Annotated in this window: 13 protein-coding genes and 1 pseudogene; 1 reads left to right on the forward strand and 13 read right to left on the reverse strand. The window is 61.9% G+C overall.

Going from position 1 to position 23373, the window contains the following annotated elements:
• Positions 1–494: 494 nt before the first annotated feature.
• The 3 genes from H537_RS49365 to H537_RS0116200 form a co-directional block, all read right to left on the reverse strand.
• The gene (locus H537_RS49365) at positions 495–2951 is read right to left on the reverse strand and encodes a PAS domain-containing sensor histidine kinase (protein WP_084150717.1); all 2457 of its coding nucleotides are present in this window, start codon (positions 2949–2951) and stop codon (positions 495–497) included.
• A gap of 182 nt (positions 2952–3133) precedes the next feature.
• Positions 3134–5851 (reverse strand): hybrid sensor histidine kinase/response regulator, encoded by a 2718-nt coding sequence (locus H537_RS49370; protein WP_051242769.1) that lies wholly within the window; start codon positions 5849–5851, stop codon positions 3134–3136.
• 73 nt (positions 5852–5924) lie between these two features.
• The gene (locus tag H537_RS0116200; protein WP_028998723.1) at positions 5925–6176 is read right to left on the reverse strand and encodes a hypothetical protein; all 252 of its coding nucleotides are present in this window, start codon (positions 6174–6176) and stop codon (positions 5925–5927) included.
• 236 nt (positions 6177–6412) lie between these two features.
• On the opposite strand from H537_RS0116200, the gene H537_RS0116205 reads away from it, so the two are divergent.
• Positions 6413–6682 carry a pirin family protein gene (locus H537_RS0116205; RefSeq protein ID WP_028998724.1) on the forward strand — a complete coding sequence of 90 codons (270 nt, stop codon included), beginning with the start codon at positions 6413–6415 and terminating at the stop codon, positions 6680–6682.
• Positions 6683–6894: 212 nt separating this feature from the next.
• Here the strand turns inward: H537_RS0116205 and H537_RS51185 are convergent, their stop codons facing one another.
• The 10 genes and pseudogenes from H537_RS51185 to H537_RS0116240 all read right to left on the reverse strand — a co-directional run bounded on the left by H537_RS51185 (position 6895) and on the right by H537_RS0116240 (position 22115).
• Positions 6895–7374 (reverse strand): TIR domain-containing protein, encoded by a 480-nt coding sequence (locus H537_RS51185; RefSeq protein ID WP_084150719.1) that lies wholly within the window; start codon positions 7372–7374, stop codon positions 6895–6897.
• A gap of 323 nt (positions 7375–7697) precedes the next feature.
• Positions 7698–8650 (reverse strand): annotated as a pseudogene (locus H537_RS43520) (IS1595 family transposase).
• A 279-nt stretch (positions 8651–8929) separates the two neighbouring features.
• Entirely contained in the window at positions 8930–9778 is an 849-nt protein-coding gene (locus tag H537_RS52960) for a hypothetical protein (protein ID WP_156901760.1), read from the reverse strand.
• Positions 9779–9789: 11 nt separating this feature from the next.
• A complete protein-coding gene (locus H537_RS52965; RefSeq protein ID WP_156901761.1) occupies positions 9790–10029 on the reverse strand; it encodes a hypothetical protein in 240 nt (79 codons plus the stop codon).
• Positions 10030–11274: 1245 nt separating this feature from the next.
• Positions 11275–12144, reverse strand: coding sequence for a hypothetical protein (locus H537_RS0116215; protein WP_156901762.1), 870 nt, complete (start codon positions 12142–12144; stop codon positions 11275–11277).
• Positions 12145–12278: 134 nt separating this feature from the next.
• Complete coding sequence (locus tag H537_RS0116220; protein ID WP_084150720.1) at positions 12279–16052, reverse strand: CHAT domain-containing protein; 3774 nt, start codon at positions 16050–16052, stop codon at positions 12279–12281.
• A 360-nt stretch (positions 16053–16412) separates the two neighbouring features.
• Entirely contained in the window at positions 16413–17822 is a 1410-nt protein-coding gene (locus H537_RS0116225; RefSeq protein ID WP_028998727.1) for a hypothetical protein, read from the reverse strand.
• A 26-nt stretch (positions 17823–17848) separates the two neighbouring features.
• Positions 17849–19231 (reverse strand): CHAT domain-containing protein, encoded by a 1383-nt coding sequence (locus H537_RS0116230; protein WP_028998728.1) that lies wholly within the window; start codon positions 19229–19231, stop codon positions 17849–17851.
• Positions 19228–20817 (reverse strand): hypothetical protein, encoded by a 1590-nt coding sequence (locus H537_RS0116235; protein WP_028998729.1) that lies wholly within the window; start codon positions 20815–20817, stop codon positions 19228–19230. The genes H537_RS0116230 and H537_RS0116235 overlap by 4 nt, the downstream gene beginning before the upstream one ends.
• Positions 20818–20855: 38 nt before the next feature.
• Complete coding sequence (locus tag H537_RS0116240; RefSeq protein WP_156901763.1) at positions 20856–22115, reverse strand: alpha/beta hydrolase; 1260 nt, start codon at positions 22113–22115, stop codon at positions 20856–20858.
• Positions 22116–23373 lie beyond the last annotated feature (1258 nt).

Genomic DNA, 23373 nt, shown 5'->3' on the forward strand with positions numbered 1-23373 from the left:
GGCGAGCGGGCGCCGACGACCTCCAGGTCATTGAACTCGGCTGCCGCCATCGCCGCCGTGCCCGGCGTGATAGCCACGGACTGAGCCTGTGCGGTCTGGAGCGCAAAAGCGGCAAGACCGATGACGGTCAGGGCGAACGGGGCAGCGGACTTCATGGTGTCAATGCCTTTTCTGGGACGGTTGGGTAACGGGCAAGGCTGGGTAGCCTTCCACTGCGCAACGGTTCAAGAAAAGTTGTGCCGGCCTCGAACATGGCGAACACCGGCTGCGCTTGCCTTCACCAAGATGCTCGGACGATGTCCGCTGTCTTCATCAGCAAATGGTCAACACGCCCTGTCCCGGCGGCAGCGGCCCGTTCGCTGAACGACTGCACCCCAATGTCAATCTTCAAGAAGGTACAGCGAATGAACGCAGATAATTGCTGTTGGCCTATGTCGATAACTGCATCGACTCTGCGTACCTGCCGCCACGGCAACTGCGATGGCGCTGGGCTGTCAGGCGGTGTGAAACGGCAACATGACGGTGAAGGCGCTGCCCTGTCCGGGCTGGCTGTGCAGCTCCAGCTGCCCGCCCATCAGTTCCACCAGCCGGCGCACGATGGACAGGCCCAGCCCCGTGCCGCCGAAGCGCCGCGTGGTGGAGGAGTCGGCCTGCGTGAAGGCTTCGAAGATGCGCGCCTGCGCCTGCGGCGCGATGCCGATCCCGGTGTCGATCACGTCAAAGCGAAGCACGACCCGCGCGGCTTCAGCGGGCTGCTGCAGGACGTGGAGCCTGATGCTGCCGGCCGGTGTGAACTTGACGGCGTTGCCCAGCAGGTTGAGCAGGATCTGTTTCAGGCGCAGGGGATCACCGCTCAGGTCCTGCGCCAAGCCGGGTGCGGACTCGAACTCCAGCGACAAGCCCTTGGCCACGGCCTGCGGCTCCACGACGGCATGCACGGTGTCGAGCACTGACGCCAGATCAAAGGCGACATGCTCCAGCTGCATCTCGCCGGCCTCGATGCGCGAGAGGTCGAGCACGTCGTTCACCAGTGCCAGCAACTGCTCGCCGGCCTGGGCGATGTGGCCGACGAAGCCTTGTGCCCGCGGTGGCAGGGCCATCTGCTGCAGCAGGTGGCTCAACCCAATGACGGCATTGAGCGGCGTGCGCAGCTCGTGGCTCATGGTGGCAAGGAACGCGCTCTTGGCCTGATTGGCGGCCTGGGCGGCATCGCGTGCCGTGACCAACTCGGCGGTGCGCTCCAGCACGCGCTGCTCCAGCGCGGCGTTGAGTGCCTGGAGTTCGCCTTGCGCCTGCTTGCGCTGGGTGATGTCCCTGAGGAGGATTGCCACCCGGCGCTCTTCGGGTCGGCCAGCCCGAAACGCATGCACATCGAAGTGCCGCTGCAGCGCTTGGGCCACGGCCTCGAAATGGATCGCTTCACCCGTGAGGGCAACGTGTCCGTAGGCCTCGAACCAGTGCGCCTCGTGTTGCGGCGCGAGTTCGCGCATGCGCCGCCCCAGGGCGTTGCGCAGACCCGTCTGCTGCTCGAAAGCTGGATTCACGGACTCGAATTCATAGTCCACCGGGTGGCCGGCGGCGTCGAAGAAGACTTCGACGGTGCAAAAGCCCTCGTTCATGCGCTCGAAAAGCGTGCGATAGCGCTCCTCGCTCAAGCGCAGCGCCTCCTGGGCGCGTGCGCGCTGCATGGCCGCCCAAGCGCGCTCGGCCACCTCTTCGACCAGTTCGACCTCGTCGGCGATCCAGTGCCGCGGCACGCACTGGGTGACCGCCAGGCAGGCCACGATGCGTCCCTCCTTCACGATCGGCGCAATCAGGCAGGCACGAACGCCGCTCGCCACGTCGATGGCGTGGTCCGTGCTTTGATACTGCGCTGCCTCCTGCACATTGGCGACCACGACCGTTTGCCGGGCGCCCAGCTGATCGGCTACGTACGGACCCAACTCCTCGACCATCGCACCCGGCACGTCGCTGTACAGGACGTGGCTGGCACTCAGGTGCGCACCAAGCAGCCGCGCCACTTCGGCCTGGATCGCCTTGGCGTCGCCATGCGAGCTCAGGGCGTCACCGAGCTGCGCCAGGAATTGTTGCGCCTGGCCCTTGCGGCGCGCCTCAGCCGCCCGCACCCGCTCGGTGACGTCACGCGCAAAGATGGCGGCACCGCCTTCCTCGGTCGGATAGGCGTCGATTTCGAGGTGCAGGTCGTAGCCTTCACCAACGTAGTGCTGCTGCAGGTGCTGCTCCACGCCTTCGGTGATCACTTGCCGATACGCGCGGCCGGCATCCAGCTCCACGGAGGCCGGGAACACGTCCCAGTGGGTGCGCCCGAGCATCTCCTGGCGCGACTTGCTGACCAGGCGCTCGGCCGCCGGGTTCAACGAGACGAAGCGAAACTCCCGGTCGAGCACGAAGTACGCGTCCGTCACCTGCTCCAGCAGGCGCGCCGCGCGCTGCTCGGCACGCGTGAGCGCCTGGTGCCCGAGCACCTCGTGCGTAACGTCCTGGACATGGTGGAGCAGGAAGCGCACTTCACCACCGGCGCTCAGCACCGGCACGTTGAGTGGTGCCCAGTACCGCTCCTCCCAGGTGCCATCCGAGCGGCACAGGTCGTAGCGCTGCTGGGGCATGCGGTGCGGCGCCCGGGTGCGTAGCACCGTCTCCAGCGATATGCGCAGGTTCCCGACGCCCGAGGATTCAAGGTTCTGGGGGTTGGCATCCGGGAACACCTCGAACAGCGGGCGCCCCAGGGTCGCTTCCCGCGTCGTCATGGTCGCGGCCAGGCGCTCGTCGCTGGCCGCCAGCATCGTGAAGCGCGGAGCGTCCGCGGCCAGCAGCAGCCAGACTCCCGGCATCGCTGCAAACACGGCGAGGAGGTCGGCGGGGGAAAGGACCTCGTGGGTCAGCGGTCCCTTCAGCGCCTCAGTGGGCTGGTTGTTGTGATTCAAACTCATGGTAGCGATACGGCTGGACCTGCTCGTCAGCCGCGTAGTGTTGGTGAGCCTGGTGATGCAGGAGACACGCCGCACGCCTTGCCGCGATCCCAGTGGGGTAGCACAGCCGCGGGCCTGTCTTGCCAAGCGATTCCCAGTGCCTATCCCAGGAGTCTCTCCTGGCTGCGCTGCATGTTGAGCTCTTACAGCTTGCTCAGCAGCACTACCGGATCCACCGGCTTGACGAAGTGTTCGTCGAAGCCCGCCTCGCGGGAAGCGCTGCGGTCGCGCTCCTGTCCGTAGCCGGTGAGTGCGTAGAGCCTGCAGGCGGCCAGCTCCGGCCGCTGGCGCAGCCGCCTGGCGAGCTCGTGACCCGACATGTCGGGCAACCCGATGTCGAGGATGCATACCTGCGGCGGCGGCTCGATGCCCCGCTCCAGCAACTCGCCCGCGCAGCCGAACACCGACACCTCGTGCCCTTGGGATTGCAGCAACGCTGCGAGCGTCTGCGCGGCGTCGGCGTTATCGTCCACCAAGGCGATGCGCAGGCCCGCGGCCGGCCTTGCAACGCGCCGCGTATCGGCTTGCACGGCAGCGGCTTGTGGTGCTTCGGCCACTGGCAGCTCCAGTGCAAACGTGCTGCCCAGGCCGCGGCCCGGGCTTTGTGCACTGATGCGCCCGCCGTGCATTTCAGCGAGTGCTCTGACCAGCGGCAAACCGATGCCCAAGCCACCTTGCGAGCGGTCAAGAGTGCGATCGGCTTGAGTGAATAGGTCGAAGATGTGAGGCAGCAGCGCCGCATCGATCCCGTCGCCGTTGTCGCGAACCTGCACCCGCACATATCCGCTACCCGCATGGGTATCAAGCCAGATGCGTCCACCGGCAGGTGTGTACTTGGCAGCGTTGTGGAGCAAGTTGGCGACCATTTGGATGCAGCGCGTGCGATCTGCCCGCACCCACCGCGGCGTCGACTCCAAGTCAATGGTCAGGACATGCTCTCTGGCCTGGATGAGTGGGCGCACCTGCTCCACGGCGGCAAGCAGCGCCTCCTGCAGATCAAGCGTCTCCAGATCGAGATGAACCAGGCCGCGTGTGACGCGGGAGACATCGAGCAGGTCGTTGACAAGATCATTCAGGTGCCGCACCTGGCGCGAGATGATGGCGCTGGCTTTGGCCACACGTTGTGGATCGCCGAGGTCGCTGCGCAGCAATTGTGCCGCGGTGGTGATGGGTGCCAAGGGGTTGCGCAGTTCGTGGGCGAGCATGGCCAGGAACTCGTCCTTGCGATGGTCGGCTTGGCGCAGTGATTCCTCACTGTTTTGCAAGGCCTCCTGTGCGAGCTTGGATTCGTGGATGTCGGTACACGTACCCATCCAGCGGATGATGCGCCCACGGTCGTTGCGTACCGGCAGTGCCCGCCCCAGCACCCAGCGGTACTGGCCCGAACAGTGACGTAGCCGGTACTCGACCTCGTAGGGCTCCCCGGTGTCCAGGCTGTGGCGCCAACGTTCCCAGGCATGGCGTTGGTCCTCGGGGTGGAACATCCCCGCCCAGCCCTCGCCGTTGGTCGAGCCTTCGGGGACGCCGGTAAACGCGTACCACTGGCGGTTGTAGTAGTCATGGAAGCCGTCGGGCCGTGTGGACCACACCATCTGTGGCATGGCATCCGTGATGATGCGCAGCTTCGCCTCGCTTGCGCGCAGTTCGGCCTCGGCGCGCACGCGGTCGGTGATGTCCATCTGCGCGACCACGGCGCCCATGATGCAGCCATCCGGATCTCGCACCGGGCTGGCCCGCAGCAGCACGGCCTTGCGTATGCCCGGCGCGCCAAAAGGCTCGATCTCGATGAGGTCGCCTTGCACCTCTTCACCGGCCAGTGCCCGCGCCAGGCCCCATTCGTGCGGCTGGATGCGCTGTCCATGGCGTTCACTGCCGTCGGCCCACCAGCCTTTCCATTCCTGGTACTGCCCCACATCGTCCGCCACTGGGTGGTTGCCCCACAGGGCACGGTTGGCCGCGTTGACCAGCACGAGCGCGCCGCTCTTGGCGGCGTAGGCTATGCCCGCTGGCGCTGCCTCCAGCAGCGCGTCCAACCGAGCCCGCTCGGTTTCAGCCGCCAACGCCATGCGCAGCGCCCGCTTGCTGGCGGCCTTGGCCGTGGCCTGCGCTTCGGCCACGGCCTGTTTGCGCTCGGTGATGTCCCGCACCGAGCCAATCAGCCGAACGGAGAAGTCATCGCGGTTGCGATGGAAGGCGTAGTGCGCGCTGAGCCAGTGCACGGAGCCCTCGGGCCAGATCACGCGAAACGTTTGTGCCAGTGGAGTCGCATGCTCCAGCGCCTGCTCCAAGGCGGATCGTACGCCCGCCCGGTCCTGTGGATGGACATGTTCAAGAAAGATCTCGACCCCCCACTTGGCCACCGGCTCGGTGTAACCAAAGCACCGGTCGTGATGCATCGACGTGCGGGCACAGCCCGTGGCCAAGTCCGCCTCCCAGTAGCCCACCTGCGTGGCTTCGAGCAGGAACTCCAGCCGTGCCGCGGTCGCGGCCTCTTTCCGCCGGGAGCGTTGCAACTCGCTGATGTCGCGCGACACTGCAAGCATGGCCTTCACCTCGCCATGCTCGTCCGGGACGGGCCAGACGCCCACGTCCCACCATTTCGCCGTGCCGCGTGGACTTACATACGGCGCCGTGAATTGAGCGGAACGGCCCTCACGTGCTTGCTGTACCGCACAGCGTACCGCCTCCTGGACGGGTTCAGGCCAGAGCTCGGGCCATGGTCGGCCCCGCAGCACTTCGAAGTCGTCGACCTCCAGAGCACGGCAGCCATTGCGGTTGATCTGCAAAAGCCGGCCGTCAAGGTCCAGCAGCTTGATGCAGTCCAGGCTGGTCTCGAACAGCAGCCGCTCCAGGACGGCCATGGGCGTGGCAGTTGGTGTATTCATCGTGCCAGTCGCATCCCCCTGCCGTGCGCCGGTGCACCAATTGGGCAAGTCAGGGGTTTGGTGAATCCCTCATGGCTGAAAGCAACCGAAGCCTATGGGCCTGCAGCCCCAGCAGCACGCCTTCTTCAATATCAACTTCTTTGCGCAATGCCCGCGACTTGGGTTCCCATGGCGACAGACTGGCCAACAGCTCAAGCTGCGCCGTGATGCGGGCCTCGCACCGGCTGGTCATGGACTCGGTGCGCGCGAGCTCGTCAATGTCCTTGCCGAGCGGATCCGGTAGCTGCTTCAGTGTTCCCATGGGGCTACGTGATCCTGTCTGCCGGAGCGCTCGCATGGAACGACAGGCGCAAGGGCGGTATTTGATATGAAAAGCCTTTGCGCTTGAGCCCGCCAGGGTCCGGCCGTCCCAATCCTGGACTTCAGCAGGGCTTAGAGAACATGCACCTCCGATGCCAAGCCGGCTTCTCCATGTAAGAAAACCCTTTCGCCAGATATGAGCAAAAACCGTGTCCATCAAGCCAGCCAGGGTTTTTATTGAAGACTTTCGGGCAATTCCTGAGCCTGCTGCTCAGGGCACGGTGGATCAACGCCATCACTGAACTCGGGCTGCGGTGTGCGCACACGCTGGCACCAGGGCGCTTCGGCTGGCTGCAGTTGCTCGAAGGCGTCGTGGAGGTCGACGCGGAGGAAGAGGTCACGACGCTGGAACTGCGTGGCGGCGACGCGCTGCAACTGTCCACGGTTTGCCACCTCACCCTCAGGCCCACGACGGTGGCCGCCTGGCTGTGGTTCGATCTTCCGTAAAGCGCTCGCAGTCTCCTAAGCAAGGCGAGTGAAAGCAGGCCGCCTCTTGCTCCGCTTTTTCGCCGCGTCCATCGGCCTGGCCGGGTATTCATGGGCACCGATAAGGGCACGAATCTAAGGGCGCTTTTTCTCCGGACAGCACTTCTCAGTCTTCCAACGACACCGGGAAACTGCTGGATTAAAGTCGAAGCGCTCTGGCTTTCGCCAAAAAATCATACAGTAATGCCGTAGGGCGCAAGATCGTTGCGCACGTCTCTTTCAATATTTGGCCAAATTCCCTCAAAGTTCAGCTGAAAGCGCTTCTGATCAAGATGGGTTGCCGTTGCAATTTGCTGAAAAACAGAGCGAATATCACGGCGCTCAAAACGTTTTGCTTGTACTTGGGCAAATGGGCCTGCAATATTAGAAGTCTCAAGGCCGACTGTTACAGGAATAATTTGAGACCCCTGCTGCCAAAGAGCGCCTGCTTCGAAAAAAAGCCAGGGAGATCGTTGAGATTCCGGGGTTAGGCAGATGATTCCAAACCGCGCATCGGTGATTGCGGCGACCAGAAATTCAAACCATTTATATCCGCCTGGCACCTCAGCTGAGAAAAAAGGCTTTGCGTCTGGAACAATTGATGGCAGCCATTCGTTTATACGATACCCCAACGCGTGCCCAGCTTCACCAGACCAGCTTACAAATACTTTCATATCTACTCCTTTGACGCCGCGTCGCCGCCGCGGCTGTTCCAACTCCTCTTCTACTAACGCTACTTCACTCTGTATTATATGACTTGGCAGCTAGAGCGTGTTGAACCAAACCGCTGGTGCGGTAGTTGGTAAATCTCCGCTCGAATCAATTTCACACCGGGTGTTCGAGATGAAGGCTGCATTCGCAGCCATGGTGGTGGAGATTTCGAATCGGGATTGTCGTACTTTTTCAGCGGAATGGTGCGCTTCGATGAAAAAACTTCAAGCAAATCAAGCACTTACGCACCAAGCATCGTGGACGGCGGGTACATCCCGCTACCTGATTAGAAATTATCCTCAGCCTTTCGGATGGCGCGCTGGGACTTGGGCTGGCAGCGCGTCACATCAACAATGAGTCGCACGACGAGGTCATGCAGGTTGAAACGACGATTGAAGCGGTAGGCAAATGCTCCAAGGTATGTAGCTGCATATTTGCTGTACTTGAATGACTTGTAGGCGCCTGACAGCGCAGTCTTGAGATTACCCAAGATGGTATTGATCCACTTGAAATCAGGTAACTCGCGAGGCTTGGCCCGCCCCACGACAGTAGGCACATGAAAACAGCCCACTTCCGTAACGGCAGCAAAACAGGCCAGGCCATCGTTACTGACGCTGCTGCCTAGCTTGAGATGAATTTCTGCCCACTCGCTGACAGCCTGGTTTGTGAAGCCTGCCAGCGGCGCGAGTTTGAGGTAGCGGGGATGGTTGTGCGCGTCTAGCGACACGGCTGCCACGAACGGCAGCTTATTTTCTGAACCGCGCCCAGCCTTGCCACCGCTTCTCTCGCCTCCGAGGTAGGCATCGTCCATCTGCACTTGGCCGCCGAGTTGGTGGACGCTGTCACGCTCGGCCATGGCGTGCATGATCTTGTGGTGCATAAGCCAAGCGGTGGGATAGCTCACGCCCAACTCACGCTTGAGTGCCAGGGCTGAGATTCCAGTTTTTGCTTGACTAATGCGGTAGATGGCAAGAAACCAAATTTTGAGCGGCAACTTGGTGCCCGAAAACAGGGTGCCTGCAATCAGTGAGGTTTGATGCCGGCAGGTGCCGCATTGAAACAGCGAGCGGCCTTCATGGCGCACCATGTAGTAGGTGCTGCCTGCACAGCGCGGGCAGGAAAAACCTTGGGCCGGCGTGCTCGCATCACTGCTTCAGTGCATTGTTCTTCGGTGCCAAGGCTGTGAAGGAATTCCGGCAGTGACATTCCATGCTGAAATTGAACCCAGTTCATTGCCATGGCGCCAACTCCTTTAACAAACACCATAATTTTACCGCGGCAGCGGTTCAACAGATAAAATCATGCTGAGCATCATTTCTAATCAGGTCCCGCTAAGTACTTGATTTCAAAGAAGAAATCGCGCGGAACCGTACCATTTTTCCGAAAAATTTCGACAACCCCAGCTCACGTGTCGATGCGCCAAGCGGACGCCTTCGATTGTCGCCTGCCGCAGTTGCAAGGAAGCCGCGCGGCGCCGCCCCGGGAAAGACTGGCGCCGAGGGGACTGGAATCGTTCAGTTAATCCTCGCCCATATCGTCGTGCGACGGATATGAACCAAACTGGCCGTGGTCTCTAAAACTCGATCCCCAGTGATGCTTGGCATCCAGGAGGCTTTCGTCAACCTCCTCCACTTCATTGTGGCAGCTCATGCGTGAAGCCATGCTCCTGCCGTTTGGCGTCTGGTTCGCAAAATCATCGGTCCTAGAGTTGGGGCCTGGGGCCAAGCGCCTGAACGCAGAGCGACAGAACTCTTCCATATCCCTGTTGAATTTCTCGTGAATTTTTTTGTCAATCTCGTTTTCCTTGGCAAGCGCCTTGCCCCTGCCAGACCTGCCGTATATTGACTTCGGCTTGCGGGCGCGATGGCCCTCGAAATGCGGTCGACATTCAGAAGGACCTGCTTGATAATTTTCCGACGTTTTACGGAAGTCTGCGGTCCTTGTGCCTGCCGATTTCTCCTTGACGGCGCTTGCTGGCCGGCTTTCAGAAGTCGCAAGGCCATCTATCCCAATATTTCCTAAGGTGGGCCTTGGAGTAGTCGCTGGCTTTACCGGTGTAGCCTGTTGTTTTGCGCAAGCTTTATTACAGGCGCGGATCAATTCTACGCAATCGCGATACCTGGCATACGTGTCAAGTTTTGGGCTACACGACGCCAGAATCCTGCACAGTTCATCCATATAACTATTATGGGCGCCAGACAACAAAAGCCTCCTGCGAATGTAATTTCGTAGAGGATTCAAATCACCGGACCCTGCAGCCAAGACAACGGCCGACTCGGTGCTTGTTTGAGCTATTGAAGGACGTCCGACATCATGTGCGGCGAGCTCGTTGATGGTGGACTCCTGGGCGCGCGGCGTAAGTCGCACGGGAGTCTCCGTCAGGCCCGAGCCATCACACTTGTAGCAATTTGGATTTTCGCCGCCACAGGAACATGGATAGCTGTTAATTTCAACCTCCATCGAATCAAATTGACAGCAACCCCAGGTGAAACATGTTTCAAATTCAAAATAATAATATAAATCCCCACAAAGTCAAGCACCAGGTCGGGTGACGGCAATTGCGGCAATACGGTAATTTCCTTCAGCAAGCATTTTTCGCGCAGCTTGACTGCCTTCAAATGAGCAATGAAGTAAACGCTGACTCTGACCGACGCGGGAAATTTAAAGCACCGATATTTCAACGGGTCATTATGTTAAATGCGTCAGCCTGAATTAGAGTCAATTTTCTTTCTCTGCTGTGTCTTGACATTTCGAGCTTCACGGACGGATGCTAAATATAGAGCGCACAGTCTTTTGATGTCTAATTTATACAACACTTCGCTACAAGATTATAAGAAAATGTTACCATGGCGCTTCGTGCCACTTAATGTTAAGCAAATATGCGGTATTTGATAGGTGTCTTTGCGGCCTTGCTTGGTGGATGCGCCACTTTTGGGCAAATGGAGGAAGGGCTAAGTGCCCTAATGGGGAAATCCGAGGCTGAAGCGTTTGCTGTTATCGGTTACCCTTCTTCTAAAGACATTTTTGCTGGAGATACGGTTTATACTTGGCTGGTAAGTCAGTCAGGAACTATTCTTGTTCCGCAAGTGGCCACGACCACAGGGTTTGTGGGAAGGGTCCCGGTGTATGGCAGCACGACTTATTCGCAGCCAATGGCTATAAACCATAGCTGCACAATCAAGCTTGTGGCGAATAGTGCTGGGATTTTAAAGAATTGGGAATACAATGGAAATCTAGGGGGGTGCAGAAGATATATTATGCGACTCAAAGATTACGCAAAGAATCGAAGCGATATTGGATTAAGGTCTTCTTACAATCGATCTGAAGATTTATCCGAGCCGAATATGGCATGCGAAGTCGACGCAGACTGCGACAACGGGAAAAGTTGCCGCAGTCGAAAAGGTGGCGGCACCGAATGTCGGTTGCTATCCTTTTAGTTCTCAAAGGATCTACGAGGTGTGCGAACACGTGCAATTCCAAGCCTGCTACTCCGCGCGCAGTGGCATGCCTTCAAACGGTTGCGGCATACAGGCCAGCTCTTGCTACCAAATCCGTACTCAATCCCAGTGTGCTGGATGACACCCGGATAGCTCGTGATATCAGGGTAGCTGTACCACAGAAACGGACTGGCGCAAGAACACGCTGGCCCGAGCCCACTGCCACCGCGGCTGCAGAGCTGGGACTGACGCTCTCAAAGCGTTAATTGCATTTTGACGTGCAAATCGGTGCGTTTTGAGCCCTGTATATCAGCACTGACGGCGGCTGGAAAACACCGCGCTGATCTGCCTGGCACGTCGCTCGTCGTTGGCGTGCGTACTCTGCGGCGTCCACAACGACCCACATGCCGGCCCCGAGCGTTGACGCTAATTCTGGTTGGCGCGCCTTTCTCCGGAAGACTTGCCGAAGAATGTTTGCACGGACTCGATAAATCTATTCAGTACCAGAATCACGAGTGAGGTACTGAACCCGAGAATGAACGGCAACAACAGCAGGCTGGCCTGCTTGGCGACTTCCGCTGTATCCACCGTTTTGTCGTTTTTTCCCAGGTCAATCAGGAATTGATCGAAGGTGCTGAATCCCAGAGGCAAGGTCAGCACGGTTCCAAACAGCGCCCCCAGCACGAGGCGCAACCAGATGAATTTGCCGCTGCTGATATCGAAGGTTGCATCATCCTGTACCGACAAGGCGTTCATGCCGATGGAGGCCGCCGCACCAATGGCTCCCAGTGCGATGATCCACAGAAGGAATGGGATCAGTATGTCGCCCAAAGGGAATGAGATAAATTGGGACTTTATCAAGTAGGCCGTGACCAATGACGCAGCCGCGACAGCGATAAAGGCCGAAATAAGGTACGAAATCCAGCTTGGCGTCTGAGTGGCTAGGAATTTTCGTCTCTGGGGCTCGGAGAGGGCTGCCCAGATAATTTGAGTTCGCTTTTCCACCTCGTGCCATTCTGAATACCTGGGCTGTCGGCCCTTGTGTTGAAAAGCATGGCGAAGCTGGTTCAATCCTCCTAGGCGTGCCGCTTGCTGAACCGTCGGGTTCAATACCACGGGCACTTGCAGCAAAAAGGCACACAGGCTTTTCAGTCGCTTGAGCGCAAGGATGAACTCACTGTCTGCTATCAACACATCGTCTGGAGACAGTTCCGGAACCGGCTGTGGACTGATCGTAGCGGCAGCTTCTGGTGGGTTTTGAGCGTCTTGATTGATCGGCACTATGTTGTCATCCATGATAGCCTCCTTGGATGCATGTCGGACCGCAGCAATAAAACGGTGACGAAATACCAGAACCATGCGCTGCAATCGTCTGCCTGCTTTATTTAATACTTTTTATTGCAATATTGAAGCTACTTTGGTCATCATGATCAGGCGTGGACCACGAAAGGCGCCCAATCGAGCCGATCCCAACCGGCATCGCGCAGCCGCGAGGCCGCTTGCCTCAGCGCAATGGCAACATCGGCCGGGCGGACGCCACGACGTTCGCAAAGCGCCCGATGGAATTCCAGCATGAAGACGCGCGCCGCTTCGTCGTCGACGGGCCAGCGCGCGGCGACCAAGGTTTCAATCCCGGCGGCGGTGGCAGCCGACGGAAACCCTAACAGTTCGCCATTGCGGGTGCAGTGCTGGAGAGCGGCATCGCAAGCACTGAGCACCAGTACCTTGCACCGGGCGGACTCTGCGAACAGGTCTCCAGCAGTCAGGCGCTCTCCGCCTGCAAGCTCAAGGCCACTGTTGAATACCGCGAACTTTCCGAAGGTTGCATGGCCGCTGATATGCACCAGGCCGCCGCTGCGCAAGGCTTGCAGAACGGCCCCCCGCGTCACGGCAGCCCCGAGCATGGGAGAAACGTCCCATTGCGTTGCGATGGCATGCGCCTCGGACGCGGCCTCCGGCAAATCCTCGGTGGGATTGCCGAAGACGTATGCCAAAACCTCGGGCCGCGCAGTACCTGAATGGGCCCCGTTCGCCAGGGCTTCGCGCCTGATAATGGGCCACAAGCAGCGGATATAAATAATCGAAGTCCGTTCGATCAGCGGCCGCCCATGGGCCTCAAGGGCATGCAGCGGCAGCCCGGCAAGCGCTCCGTCGGGCATGAGGTACAGGACCGATGCATTTCCTACAGCGGCGGCGAGCGCATCGGCCACGGCGGACAGTTGCGGCAACCATTCGATCGAAAAGCTTAGCGCTGCTTGCGTCGACAAATCCTGGGCAAATTGTTCCCGAGCGGCCCACAGTTCTCGCTGTCCCAGCGGCCATTCGTGCAGGACGATGGCCTCGTGTCCAGATTTGGCAACTAGGAGTACCAGCTTTTCGTCCAGGGTCACGAACAGGGCTACAGCGGAGGATTCCTGCTGCCGATCAAGCCAGGCCTGCACTTCCTCCCACTCGGCGGGTTTTGCTCTTCTGAAATCGAGGTAAGCTTCGAACGAAGGCCCCGATCTTTCCATTTCACTCCAGCATTCGTGCACGTCGCGCCAGTGCCTTGAAGTCGCGGAGACGAGATTGGCACGCGCGATGGTGTTGGTTGTGCGAACGATGCCAGCAGAGTCGGCCCGGATCCTGGCCATGATGTCCGCCTCACGCGCCAACAAGCCTTGATCCAGGCCTTCCTGTGGCAGCAACGCAAGCGTGCGCAACTCCGTTGCCGGCAAGCTGAAACGAAAGCGCTCGCCCAAAATGAACGCTTGGCGCGTATCGCCGGCGTCAAGGGCATCGGCAAACGCCTGGCTATAAATTGGTGAATGCTCTTGGTGCAGAAAATTGGCGCTTTCAAGCGTCAATGCTTCGCGGATCAGCGCTTCAAAGGCATCGAGTGCAGCAGCACGGTGCCTTTGCGAACTGACCCGGTCGCCTGCAAGCTCATCCAGCTGCGCAAGCCGCCGGAGTCGTTTGAGGGTTTCCGTGCCACGAGCCGCCTGTATGGGGACTGCAAGACGTTCCCGTAACCGGGTCACGCGGTCAGGCTCGATGGCAACGCCGGCAGCGTGGGCGGCCAGCAACGCATCAGTATGGGCCTGCAATTCCGAGGGGGATATGGATTCGCCCTGCTGCTCGATAGTGCGATAGATTTCCATTGAACGTAGCAGGTTGCAGGTCCGATCACCCTCGACCCGCTCTGTGTACGCACATGCCAGCCATGCACGAACCCGCCTGCCTTTCAGGGCGTCCCCGAGGCCGTCGAACATTTCGATGGCACGCTCCAGTTCTGCGATCGCATTTTCCTGGGATGCCCTCGCCGCTGCATTATCGGCGTTTCCACCGAGCGGCATCCTCGCAGCCTCAAGTCGAACGGTGGCGAGGTCAGCCATTACCTTTGCACACTCGGCCGTCAGGTTTGCCGCTTGGAAATATTTCAGGGCATTTTCAAGCCTTTTAATGGCCTCGCTCTGGTGATGCGCCTCGAGCAAGCCTGAGCCGAATGAGACCCAATTGATATCCGGCGCTTCACGCTGCACGTCCCCATATTCGAATCGACCGGTTTGCGCATGCATGCGTGAGGCAAAACGCAAGCCTATGTTGGCCTCCAATTGCGCCCACAACGCCGGATCGCTCTCCCGATCCACATGTGACTGCGCCATCAAATAAGTATGCAACGCCAGTTCGTTGTTCTCGGCAGCATCACCCTCTGCATTCTCGTAAAGCTGCGCGAGACGACAAAGGGCTTGTACGAACTCGAGCGTTGGGCCATGTTTCTCGAACAGGACGCATGCCCGTTGCAACGTTGCCAATGTTTCGAATCCACCGTCGGCTACCTCAAACCGTTCGTCAGCGAGGAGCAGAGCCAGCCTCGACAAGGCACGCGCCAGATTCTGCGAGTTTTCAATATGCCGGGCAGGATGCAATGGTTCGGTGTAAATTTCCAGGCATTGTTGCAGCGCCTGCACGGCCCGACGTGCCACACCAACAGACGCGCTGTCGCTGCGGCCCAGGGCTGCGGTTAGGTTTTGATTCGCACGCGCCCAGGTCTTCGGATCCGAGTCGCGATCACTTAGTTCGATGACCTGTAAAAAATCGCTGGCGGCTTGCTCCCAGTCAGCCTGCGGTGCCGACAAGGCGACCTGCCCGCGTAATTCGAGCCACGGAACTTGCATTTCAGCTGCGCCATCGTCGCCCACCTGCCAGAGTACACGCGTCGCAATGTGTTCCAGGGCATTGCAGCGATCAGCATCGAGTTGTTGATCGCATTGCTCCTGGAAATACTGGAGCGAGTGGTGCAGCAGCCAGTCATGTGCGCGCCGCCATTCGGCAGGCGCGTCGCTGAGCCCATCTTCCAACACGCTAAGGTACAGGGCACTGGCCTTGATGAAACCCTGCCATGAGTCTGCAGCCGCCAAGACATGCGCCGTCGCGAGATTGAGCTGGACGGCGGCCCAGGTCCCGATATCGCCCACCGCCTTGTAGATTCGTGCCGCGGTGCCAAGAGCGCTGATGGCGACTTCAAGGCTCTGCGCGTGTTCATTCTCGGGCAGCGAGGTTTGTGTCACGAGCTTGAGCACCGACACGCCAATACCTTGGCATGCGGTTGCGTGCAAGCTGTCGTCACCTGTTCCATTGGTTGCATCGAGCAATTGTTGCCACAAATCTAGGGCTCGGTGCTGATTTTCCTCTTTCATGGCCGCCTGAAGGAGCGCAAGAAGTTGCGGCTTGGGCCCGGCGCGCTTGTGGCCGATGGCGGCTGGCACGTTCTTGATCGGGTCTAGTTTGTCGAGAAAGTGAAGGAGCCCCCCATAGCCGGCGCTGCGATCGGTTTCAAGCATGGCCAGGTTGGTCATGTACGGCTGCAAATGTCCGACGGACTTGCGCAGGCGCTCCATCAACCGGTCGGCCGCACCATTCTGCTCATCCTCGGAAAGGTCCGATGGCGCAAAGAACACAACTTTTCGCCGTTGAGGCAAATGAACCAGCAGGGGCACGATCGCCGTCCACTCGTGCCCATTGCTGCAGGTGATTCGATTCAATGTTCCGGCGCGAAGACCGGCGTAGCATTGCGGATCATGTCCTGCGTCAACGTAATCTACAATTTCTCCATGAGTTTCTGCGTTGCACTGTGGACACCGATCGGGTCCACGTGCCGCGTCGGTGGAGCCTGGGTCTGCGCGGGAACCGAACATCCCGCGAAACGCATCGAACAGTCCCATTTCCGCTCCTTTCAATACAGATCAGTGGGTTCTCCAGGCGTTGAAGAACGAGCAGGAACGCTTCTGCTGACGGCAAGGGCCCGGTCGATGCTTCAAGGACATGCTCCATGGGCCCGTCCAATTTCAATGGCAAATGGTGGAATGGATTCTCAAGGCTGGCCCCATCAATGCCTGGCGTGGGCAGTCATGTTTACAGGCTGGCGCGGAGAACATCCCTGACACTCGTCCGGTTCACGCAAGGCCATTTCGAATTTAATATTCGTGGAGCGCACGTCAAAACTGCTCCATCCCGTAGTCGGTCTTGCCAAATGGAAGCCGCGTGTCGTGCGGGTCTGCGGGACAGGCCGCCTCGTTGCTGGCTCAATAGCCCGGCCGGGGAAGCGGCAGGCGTACCGTTGGGTCGCCAAGCAGCACCATGGCTTGGCGATCCATCGCGAGCAGCCGGGCTCGACGCGCTTGCGAAAGCGCGTCCGGCTTTTGGTCCACGACGGCATCCATGGCCTTGGCGTAGTCGTGCATCAGGCCGGCCACGGCTTTGAAGTAGGCGCTCATTGCGCGGCCGACGGGAGGTCGCTCGCGCAGATACAGGGTGCGGTAAAGTGCATCGATGATGTGCTGGCTGGTGACTTGGCCCGTGGAGGGGTCGCGCAGAGTCCAGTCAAACGTGGGCTCAACATGACCGATGAAGGCCCCTAGCGGGTTGCGGCCGCCCAGCAGCGCGCGTGGAAGCGGCGAGGAGCAGGCGCCGGCCTGCCCAATGGCTGCCAGCGTGCGCCCCAGCACTGAGCCGGACTGCACCAGCCCTTCGAATTGCGAGCGTGCGTCGCTGCCTGCGGAGCAGCATGCGTGCGCGTACCAGATGGCGCCCTTCGGGTTCCAGGCGGCGGCGAGCGCATCGGCTTGGCCGATCGCGTGATTCGCATCGACCGGCATGCCCATTTGCGCGCCCATCGCGACCGGATCGTCCAGCGGGAAGGTCGCGCCGTGGCTGGACGTCATCACGAAAGCCGGCTCGCGCGCCCCGAGCGCCTGCGCCAGGCCGGCCTGCGTGGCGTCGGCGTCGGTGATAAATCCGCCGTTCATGTCCAGCTCGGCATCGGCGAGGAACTCGCCATGGAGCTTCTCGGCGATCGTCTTGCGCATCAGCCTGGTGATGTCGGGATGCCCGTGGTCAACGCACCAGATCAGCGGCCGGTCGACGCGGCGCGGGGCGTCGGACCACTCGCCCAGCAGCGCCTCGACGTAGCGGCCCAGCCCGGCATCGTCCAGGTCAAGCCGGCCGACGTAGGCCTCGGCCTGCAGGCGGTACTGCACGCTCCACGGAATCTGGCGCGGCGAAGCGATGATCAACAGGTAGTGCGGCACGGCCAGCGGCCCAGTGCCGCGCCAGCCTTGCAGCGAGAGCGGCGCGGCGGGGGCGCCATCGGCGGTGTAGCGCAGCAGCTTGCCCTCGGGCAGTTCGGGACGCCAGCGCAACACCGGTGCCGGTGCCCGGCGCGCCAGCAATTCGCGGATGGGCTCCGGCGCGTCCAGGCCGAGGGCCTTCTTGTGCGCCGCCACGTCGTCACGGTCGGGAAGCACCACACCCCAACCCACGCGGGGATCGGACCACTGGTCGTAGTCGATCGCCGGCGCCGCTAGCGGCTGCCCTGGCGGTTTGAATTTCCGGTCGATGCCCCAGGCGATCGAGCCCTCGGCCAGCGCCCCGGCCGCCGCCTCGCCGCACCAGGCATTGCTCGTCAACGCGGTGTCGTCCCATGCGCAGGCCATGGCAGCTCCTGTGGAGGTGCGGGGATTCAGCCCGCGAAGGTACCGTCGGGCCGAGGCCAGAACGGCTGCGGTACGTCGTTGAGCGTGCGCTTCAGGATCTCAATGCGCTCGGCCTCTGACTTTTGCAGGCCAATGGTTTGCAGCCATTCGGCGATCAGCTGCGCCCTGGCCTTGTAGAGGCCGGTCATGGCTTCAGGGAGGTCGTGCGGGCGCTCGAAGGCAAAGGGTTCGATGCCGCGCACGTACAGGACCGGTAGCGTCCACGCATGAGCATTTGGCGCGTCGCCGTCATGCAAGTCGCAAATCGCGGTGCGCGCATCGACCATCGCCTCGCTCCACTCGAAAGTCGTGCGCGTCGATGCCTTCAAGGCTTCGACGACGCGTCCGAAGCCGGCGAACAGCGCTTGATAGAAGGCACGGGTGAATTCATAGGCGTCGCTCGCGTCCACCGGCTCCAGCATCGCGACCGCGGCAGGAAACGCCGCCGCCACGACCTTGCTGGCCAGCGACTGCAGGTTCTTCGCGGCCATGCCGCTGGAGCAGCAGTTCAGCGAGAGCAGCCATGGGTTGTCCAGTTGCGCACAGCGCTCGACGAGCTGCTGCGCGCCGATGCGAACCGAACCTGCAGTGGCGGCCGGGTCAGCATGGTCAAGCGCGGTGGCCAGCTCGATCGACTGGTCGCCGAGGTCAGCACGGCCGTGACAGAAGAAGTGCAGGATCTGCGGCGACCAGGCCGCGATGTCGCCCAGCACCCGCGCCGGCGTCTTGTCGATCGCACCGGACTCGACGCCAGCCAGGCCTGCGGCAATTTCCTGGTCGATCGCTTGTCGCAGCGCCGGGTCGCCCACCAGCACCTTGACCTGCACGGCCAGCCCACCCTTGCGCGCCCGCAGCACCGCGTCGCGCAGCATCTCCCACTCGCGCAGCTGGGTCGGGACGCCAAAGGCGGAGATGACCGCCATCACGCGAATCGGCATGCGCATCTCGGCCGGAGGCCGTGCGATGCCGTTCATCGGGTCGATGATGCGCGCCACCGGCCAGCGCGAGTCGAGCGCGATGAAGTGGTCCTTCGGGTCGCACAGCGTCTCCCAGCAGAACTGCTCGGCCTCGGACTCCGACAGCATCAGGTACAGCGGCTGACGCTGGCCCACGGGCGTCGCGTACAGCAGCCCGAGCACCTGGGCCACGCCCGGATGCTGGCTTAACGAATCACGCACCTTGCGGCCTCGGGCACGCACCGCGTCGGGCGTCGACCAGTCGGGCAGGTCGTCCAGCCCAAGCAGGAGCGGGCGTGCGACATGCGCCTTCTCGACGTTGAACGGGGAGCGCACGACGCGTACGGTCAGCCGCTCGGCATCCGTGATGGGGTCGATGCCACCCAGCGCGTCGATCGAGAAGACCGTCCTCATTCGCTCTCTCCCGGCTTCAGGACGCGCGATTCGATCTCGGCCACGGCTTCGCGCAGCTTGGCAAGCGTCTTCGCGGTATCGAGCATCCTGGCGCGCTCTGCGGCGCTGGGCTCGGACCCCCGGTCGCGTACCTCCTGCTGCAGGCGAAGATGCACTTGCTCGACAAAACGCTCAGTCGAGGCCACCACCGAGGACACCTTGTCGCCGCCGGCGAAGTACCGGTCCAGCGGCGAGTCTGCCAGCGGCCACGTGGCAACCGTCTGCTGCAGCGGACTTCGTGCCACGGAGGCGAACGGCGAACGGGTGGCGACGGTCTGCGCCGCCACCGCTGCCGCGGAAGAGGCCGACGGCGCCATGCCCCTGAAGCGAGGCGATGAGAACGGCCCGCGGAGGGCGCGCAACTGCGCCCAGGCGACGTCCGTGGCCGCAGCCTTGACCGCATCGCTCGACAGGTAGGGCTGGCAGTAGAGCAGCAGCGCCGTCGACTTGGGCGCGGGCCGGGGCTCAAGTGCGTAGACGAAGGCGTAGCCCTCCGCCAGCGCGGTGGCGGCAGGGTCCTCGCGCACCGTGTGCACCAGCAGCGGACCGGGTCGGGACTGCGCGATCTCGTCGGCAAGCCAGCGCAGCCCGGCGTCGGAGTGGTTGTCGGGCAGCGCGGTGAAGGCGGTCGACCAGGCGCCGACCTGCGTGAGGAAGGTGCCCAACTCCACCGCGCCCACCGGCCCGGCCAGATAGCGGTCGGTCCGCTGCAGCGGCGATTGTGCGAACAGCAGCGCGCCCCGCTCGCGCGACAGCCATCCATGGCAGACGAAGTGCACGACGTCCACGCCCTGTCCAAGCAGCGCCTGGCGCATCCACAGTAGCCACGGCGAGCGCAGCGCACCGGTCTGGTCGACGAGGCGCGAAGACGGGTCTTCCAGCACGTAGGGCTCGGCGTCGTCGCAGTCGTAGAGAGTGATCCGGTGGCCAAGGAGGCCTTCGGACTGCCACGTTGCCGCCAGCTGCACGGCGATGTCCCGGTCGGCGAACACGTGCAGGTGCACGCGGCGCTGGCCATCGCAGCCGCCCAGCACGGCGCGTGCGGCCTCAACCATGGCCACGTGAACCGAAGCCTCTTCGTGGCCCAGCGGCGCGCTGCCGCACAGCACGACGTCGAGGGTCTGCAGCGCCTCGCGCGGCGGCGGGAACAGGAAATCGGGCAGCATCAGGATGGGCACGTCTAGCGCATGGCCGAGCACGCGCTCCCAGGCGACCAAGCGCAATAGCCCGTAGGGCTTGACCAAGTGGACCCACAACGGCTTTGTGCCGTCGGTGTGCTGCTGGAACCAGCCGCGAAGGTGGTCGAGCATCGCCTGCGGCAGAACGATGTCGGGGGCCAGACCGCGTGCCATGCGGCGCTCGGGCACTGGCGGCGCAATGCTGTCGGAGGAGAATTCCCACACGGGGCCGTCAACCAGCGTTGCGGACTCGTGGTACTGCAGCGTGAACCGCACCTGGGGCTCGCGCGATGGGCTCTGCGTGGCGGCCCTGTTGGCTTCGACCTTGAGCACGACGACGTCGTAGTCGCGTTTGAGCAGTTCAGCCATGAACGTTTTCCTGCGCGCAGTGCGATGTGCGCAGGTCCTCAAGCCGAAGCGGCGACCGCATACGCCAGCCACCAGGTGCTGGCATTGCTGATGTCGCCGTGGCCGGAGATGGTGCGCGTGCCGCGCACGCCGACCAAGCGTGCGCTGCCGAAGTCATAGGCTTGGCCCGGGTCGAGGATGTCGGTGATGGCCGCGCCCGAGTCCTGGGGGCCGTAGCCGCCCAGGGCTGCGTACTTGCTCGGCGGGCCGCCGGCGGCGATGTTCAGGTCTTCGCCGAGGTCGCTCTGGCGCCGCAGCGCCAAGTGAAACAGCTTCGTCAACGCCACGTCGTGATCGCTGAAGGTCGTGACGATCGGCCGCTGCACGCGTTGCAGCGCCTTGACGAAGCCGCCGGCAACCGCAGGCTCGCGCCCCGGCACCCTGGGCGCGAAGGCGTACTGAGAGACCGCGGGCTGCAGCAGCACGGCCGAGGTCACGGGCGGCTGGCCGTCGTCCGCGCCCAGGTCTTCGGGCAGTGAACAGACCGCCGTCATCACGACCTTGCAGCCGAAGGAGTGTCCGAGCAGGTGGATGCGGGCTTTCGACTGCCGCCGTAGCCCTTCCAGCAAGGCCGCCACGCCGCGGCCGCCGACCTTGCCTGCGCGGTTCTTCATCTGCCAGACAGTGAACGGCTTGAGGATCTGCCGCGGGTCCAGCGCCTGCAGCACGTCGCCCAGCCCGAGCGCGGCCTGCGGCAAGCTGCCCGCGCTGGCCGAGGGTGCCCCTTGCTGCGGACTGAAGCCGTGAACTGCGTCGTAGTCGGGTTCGGGCTCGCCGAAGGCGGCCGCGCTGGCGAGCATGTCGCTTTCGGTGACCGAGGCGGACGGACCGGCATCATCGTCGGCGCTCGCCTCGCCGGTGGACAGCAGCAGGCTGGCGAACTCGCGCGCCTCGCTGCCCGAGAGCCGCTCGGCCTGCGCGAGGGTAAAGAAGCGCGATCGGTTTTCGGCCGCCAGTCTCGTGGCAATGTCGTTCAGCATCCGGCGGGAGGCTTCGACCGCGGCGTCCTGCTCGGCCGGATCACCGCCCGCGGCGAAACCGGGGCCGGTCTCGGAATCGAACCACTCGAGCGCCTGGCTGGGCCAGAACACACCGACGAGCAGCGGCTTGTAGCCTGCTGGCATGGGCAGGTTCAGGCTGCGCCGCTGCGCCTGGAAGCCCTTGATGAAGCTCTCGTAGCGCTGCGTCGCGGTGGACCAATCGTTGTTCCAGCCGTGCGAGAAAACGAAGATGTCGCTGTGATTGGCGGCATGCGCCATCAGGTGCTGCTGAGTCAGCGGTCCTTCGCAGTTGCCGTTGGCGTCGAAGGGAACGATGTAGTAGGGGAAGGTATCTCCCTCCACCGTGGTCAACGTCCGGTACGGACCAGCGGGAATGATGGACATGCATTGCTCCTCAACGGTTGCAGCCAGAGGTCATGTCAAGTTCGAAACGCGGCGATCAGCCCGTAGCGTGCGCCTCAATCGTCAGGCCTTCAAGGCTTCCAGCCTCCAAGCTCACCGAATGCATGCTTTGCATGCGGAGCGACACCCGGCGTCCCGTGCCGGGTGCCAGGGATGTGGGCCTTCATGGTTCTGAGCCGAAGGTTGGCACAAGCATTTTCAAGAGCGTCGTCGGCCTTAGCGCCTCTTGGAAAGCGTCTCCCAGCAAGGTGAATGCGACAAGTGGCTATGGACACGATCGTGTCGCGGACCAACGGTACAAGGCCCTGGCCTGCAGCGCCGACGCACCTGCGCGCCACGTGCCGTCGAAGTTCACCCTTGTCTCGGGATGTCGCGGGCGCTGTCGCCGCTTCCGTCGTGTATTGCCGGCTGGGCGCACAGGCAGAGACAGACGTCGATGTCCCGGCCGATGGTCACCAGCGTCGCATTGTCATCGCGCCGCACTGCCGCTCCATCCGACGCGTTGAACGGCTGAAGCCATCCAGGCTGCCGTCTCGGACGGTCGCACACAGCGCGTTCCCGTCGTCGCTGGCATGCAGCTAGGGGTGCATTCTGTTCAAGCCGGAACTTGACCCTCCTCGTTCTCCTGCATGCCGCGACTTCGCAAGAACGGCGAACGATGGCGACCCTGAATCCTCACATGCTGAAAGTCCGGTACAGGAACAACTACGCGGTGCGATCGCCGTTGCTGAGGTACAGGCCAAGCCGCGCTCCACCGGCTTGCCGCTGCTTGCCGAGTGTGCTGTCTGGGCCGTGGAGCACGATGGCTGGATGCGCTTGCCGGTGCGTGGGTGCCGAGGCCTCCACCCTGCTTTCATCCTGGTTGCGATATATCATTGCAATAATGATAATCATTCATAATCTCGTATAGCAAAAAACACAGACAACTGAATACCTCAAGGCTGGCGGGCCGGAAAACCAAAGCGCGACAAGAATTTGGGAGCCCAGTACACTGCGGCGCAACCACACAGGTCCTACTGCTGAGCTCGACTTTGGCCATCACGCGGCATAGCAAGCCACCTCGTGCAGGCGGCGGAATACGCTGCGCGGCACTTTGATCATGTCGCGTTCGCGC

It is taken from the genome of Azohydromonas australica DSM 1124, from assembly GCF_000430725.1.
Taxonomy (GTDB): domain Bacteria; phylum Pseudomonadota; class Gammaproteobacteria; order Burkholderiales; family Burkholderiaceae_C; genus Azohydromonas; species Azohydromonas australica.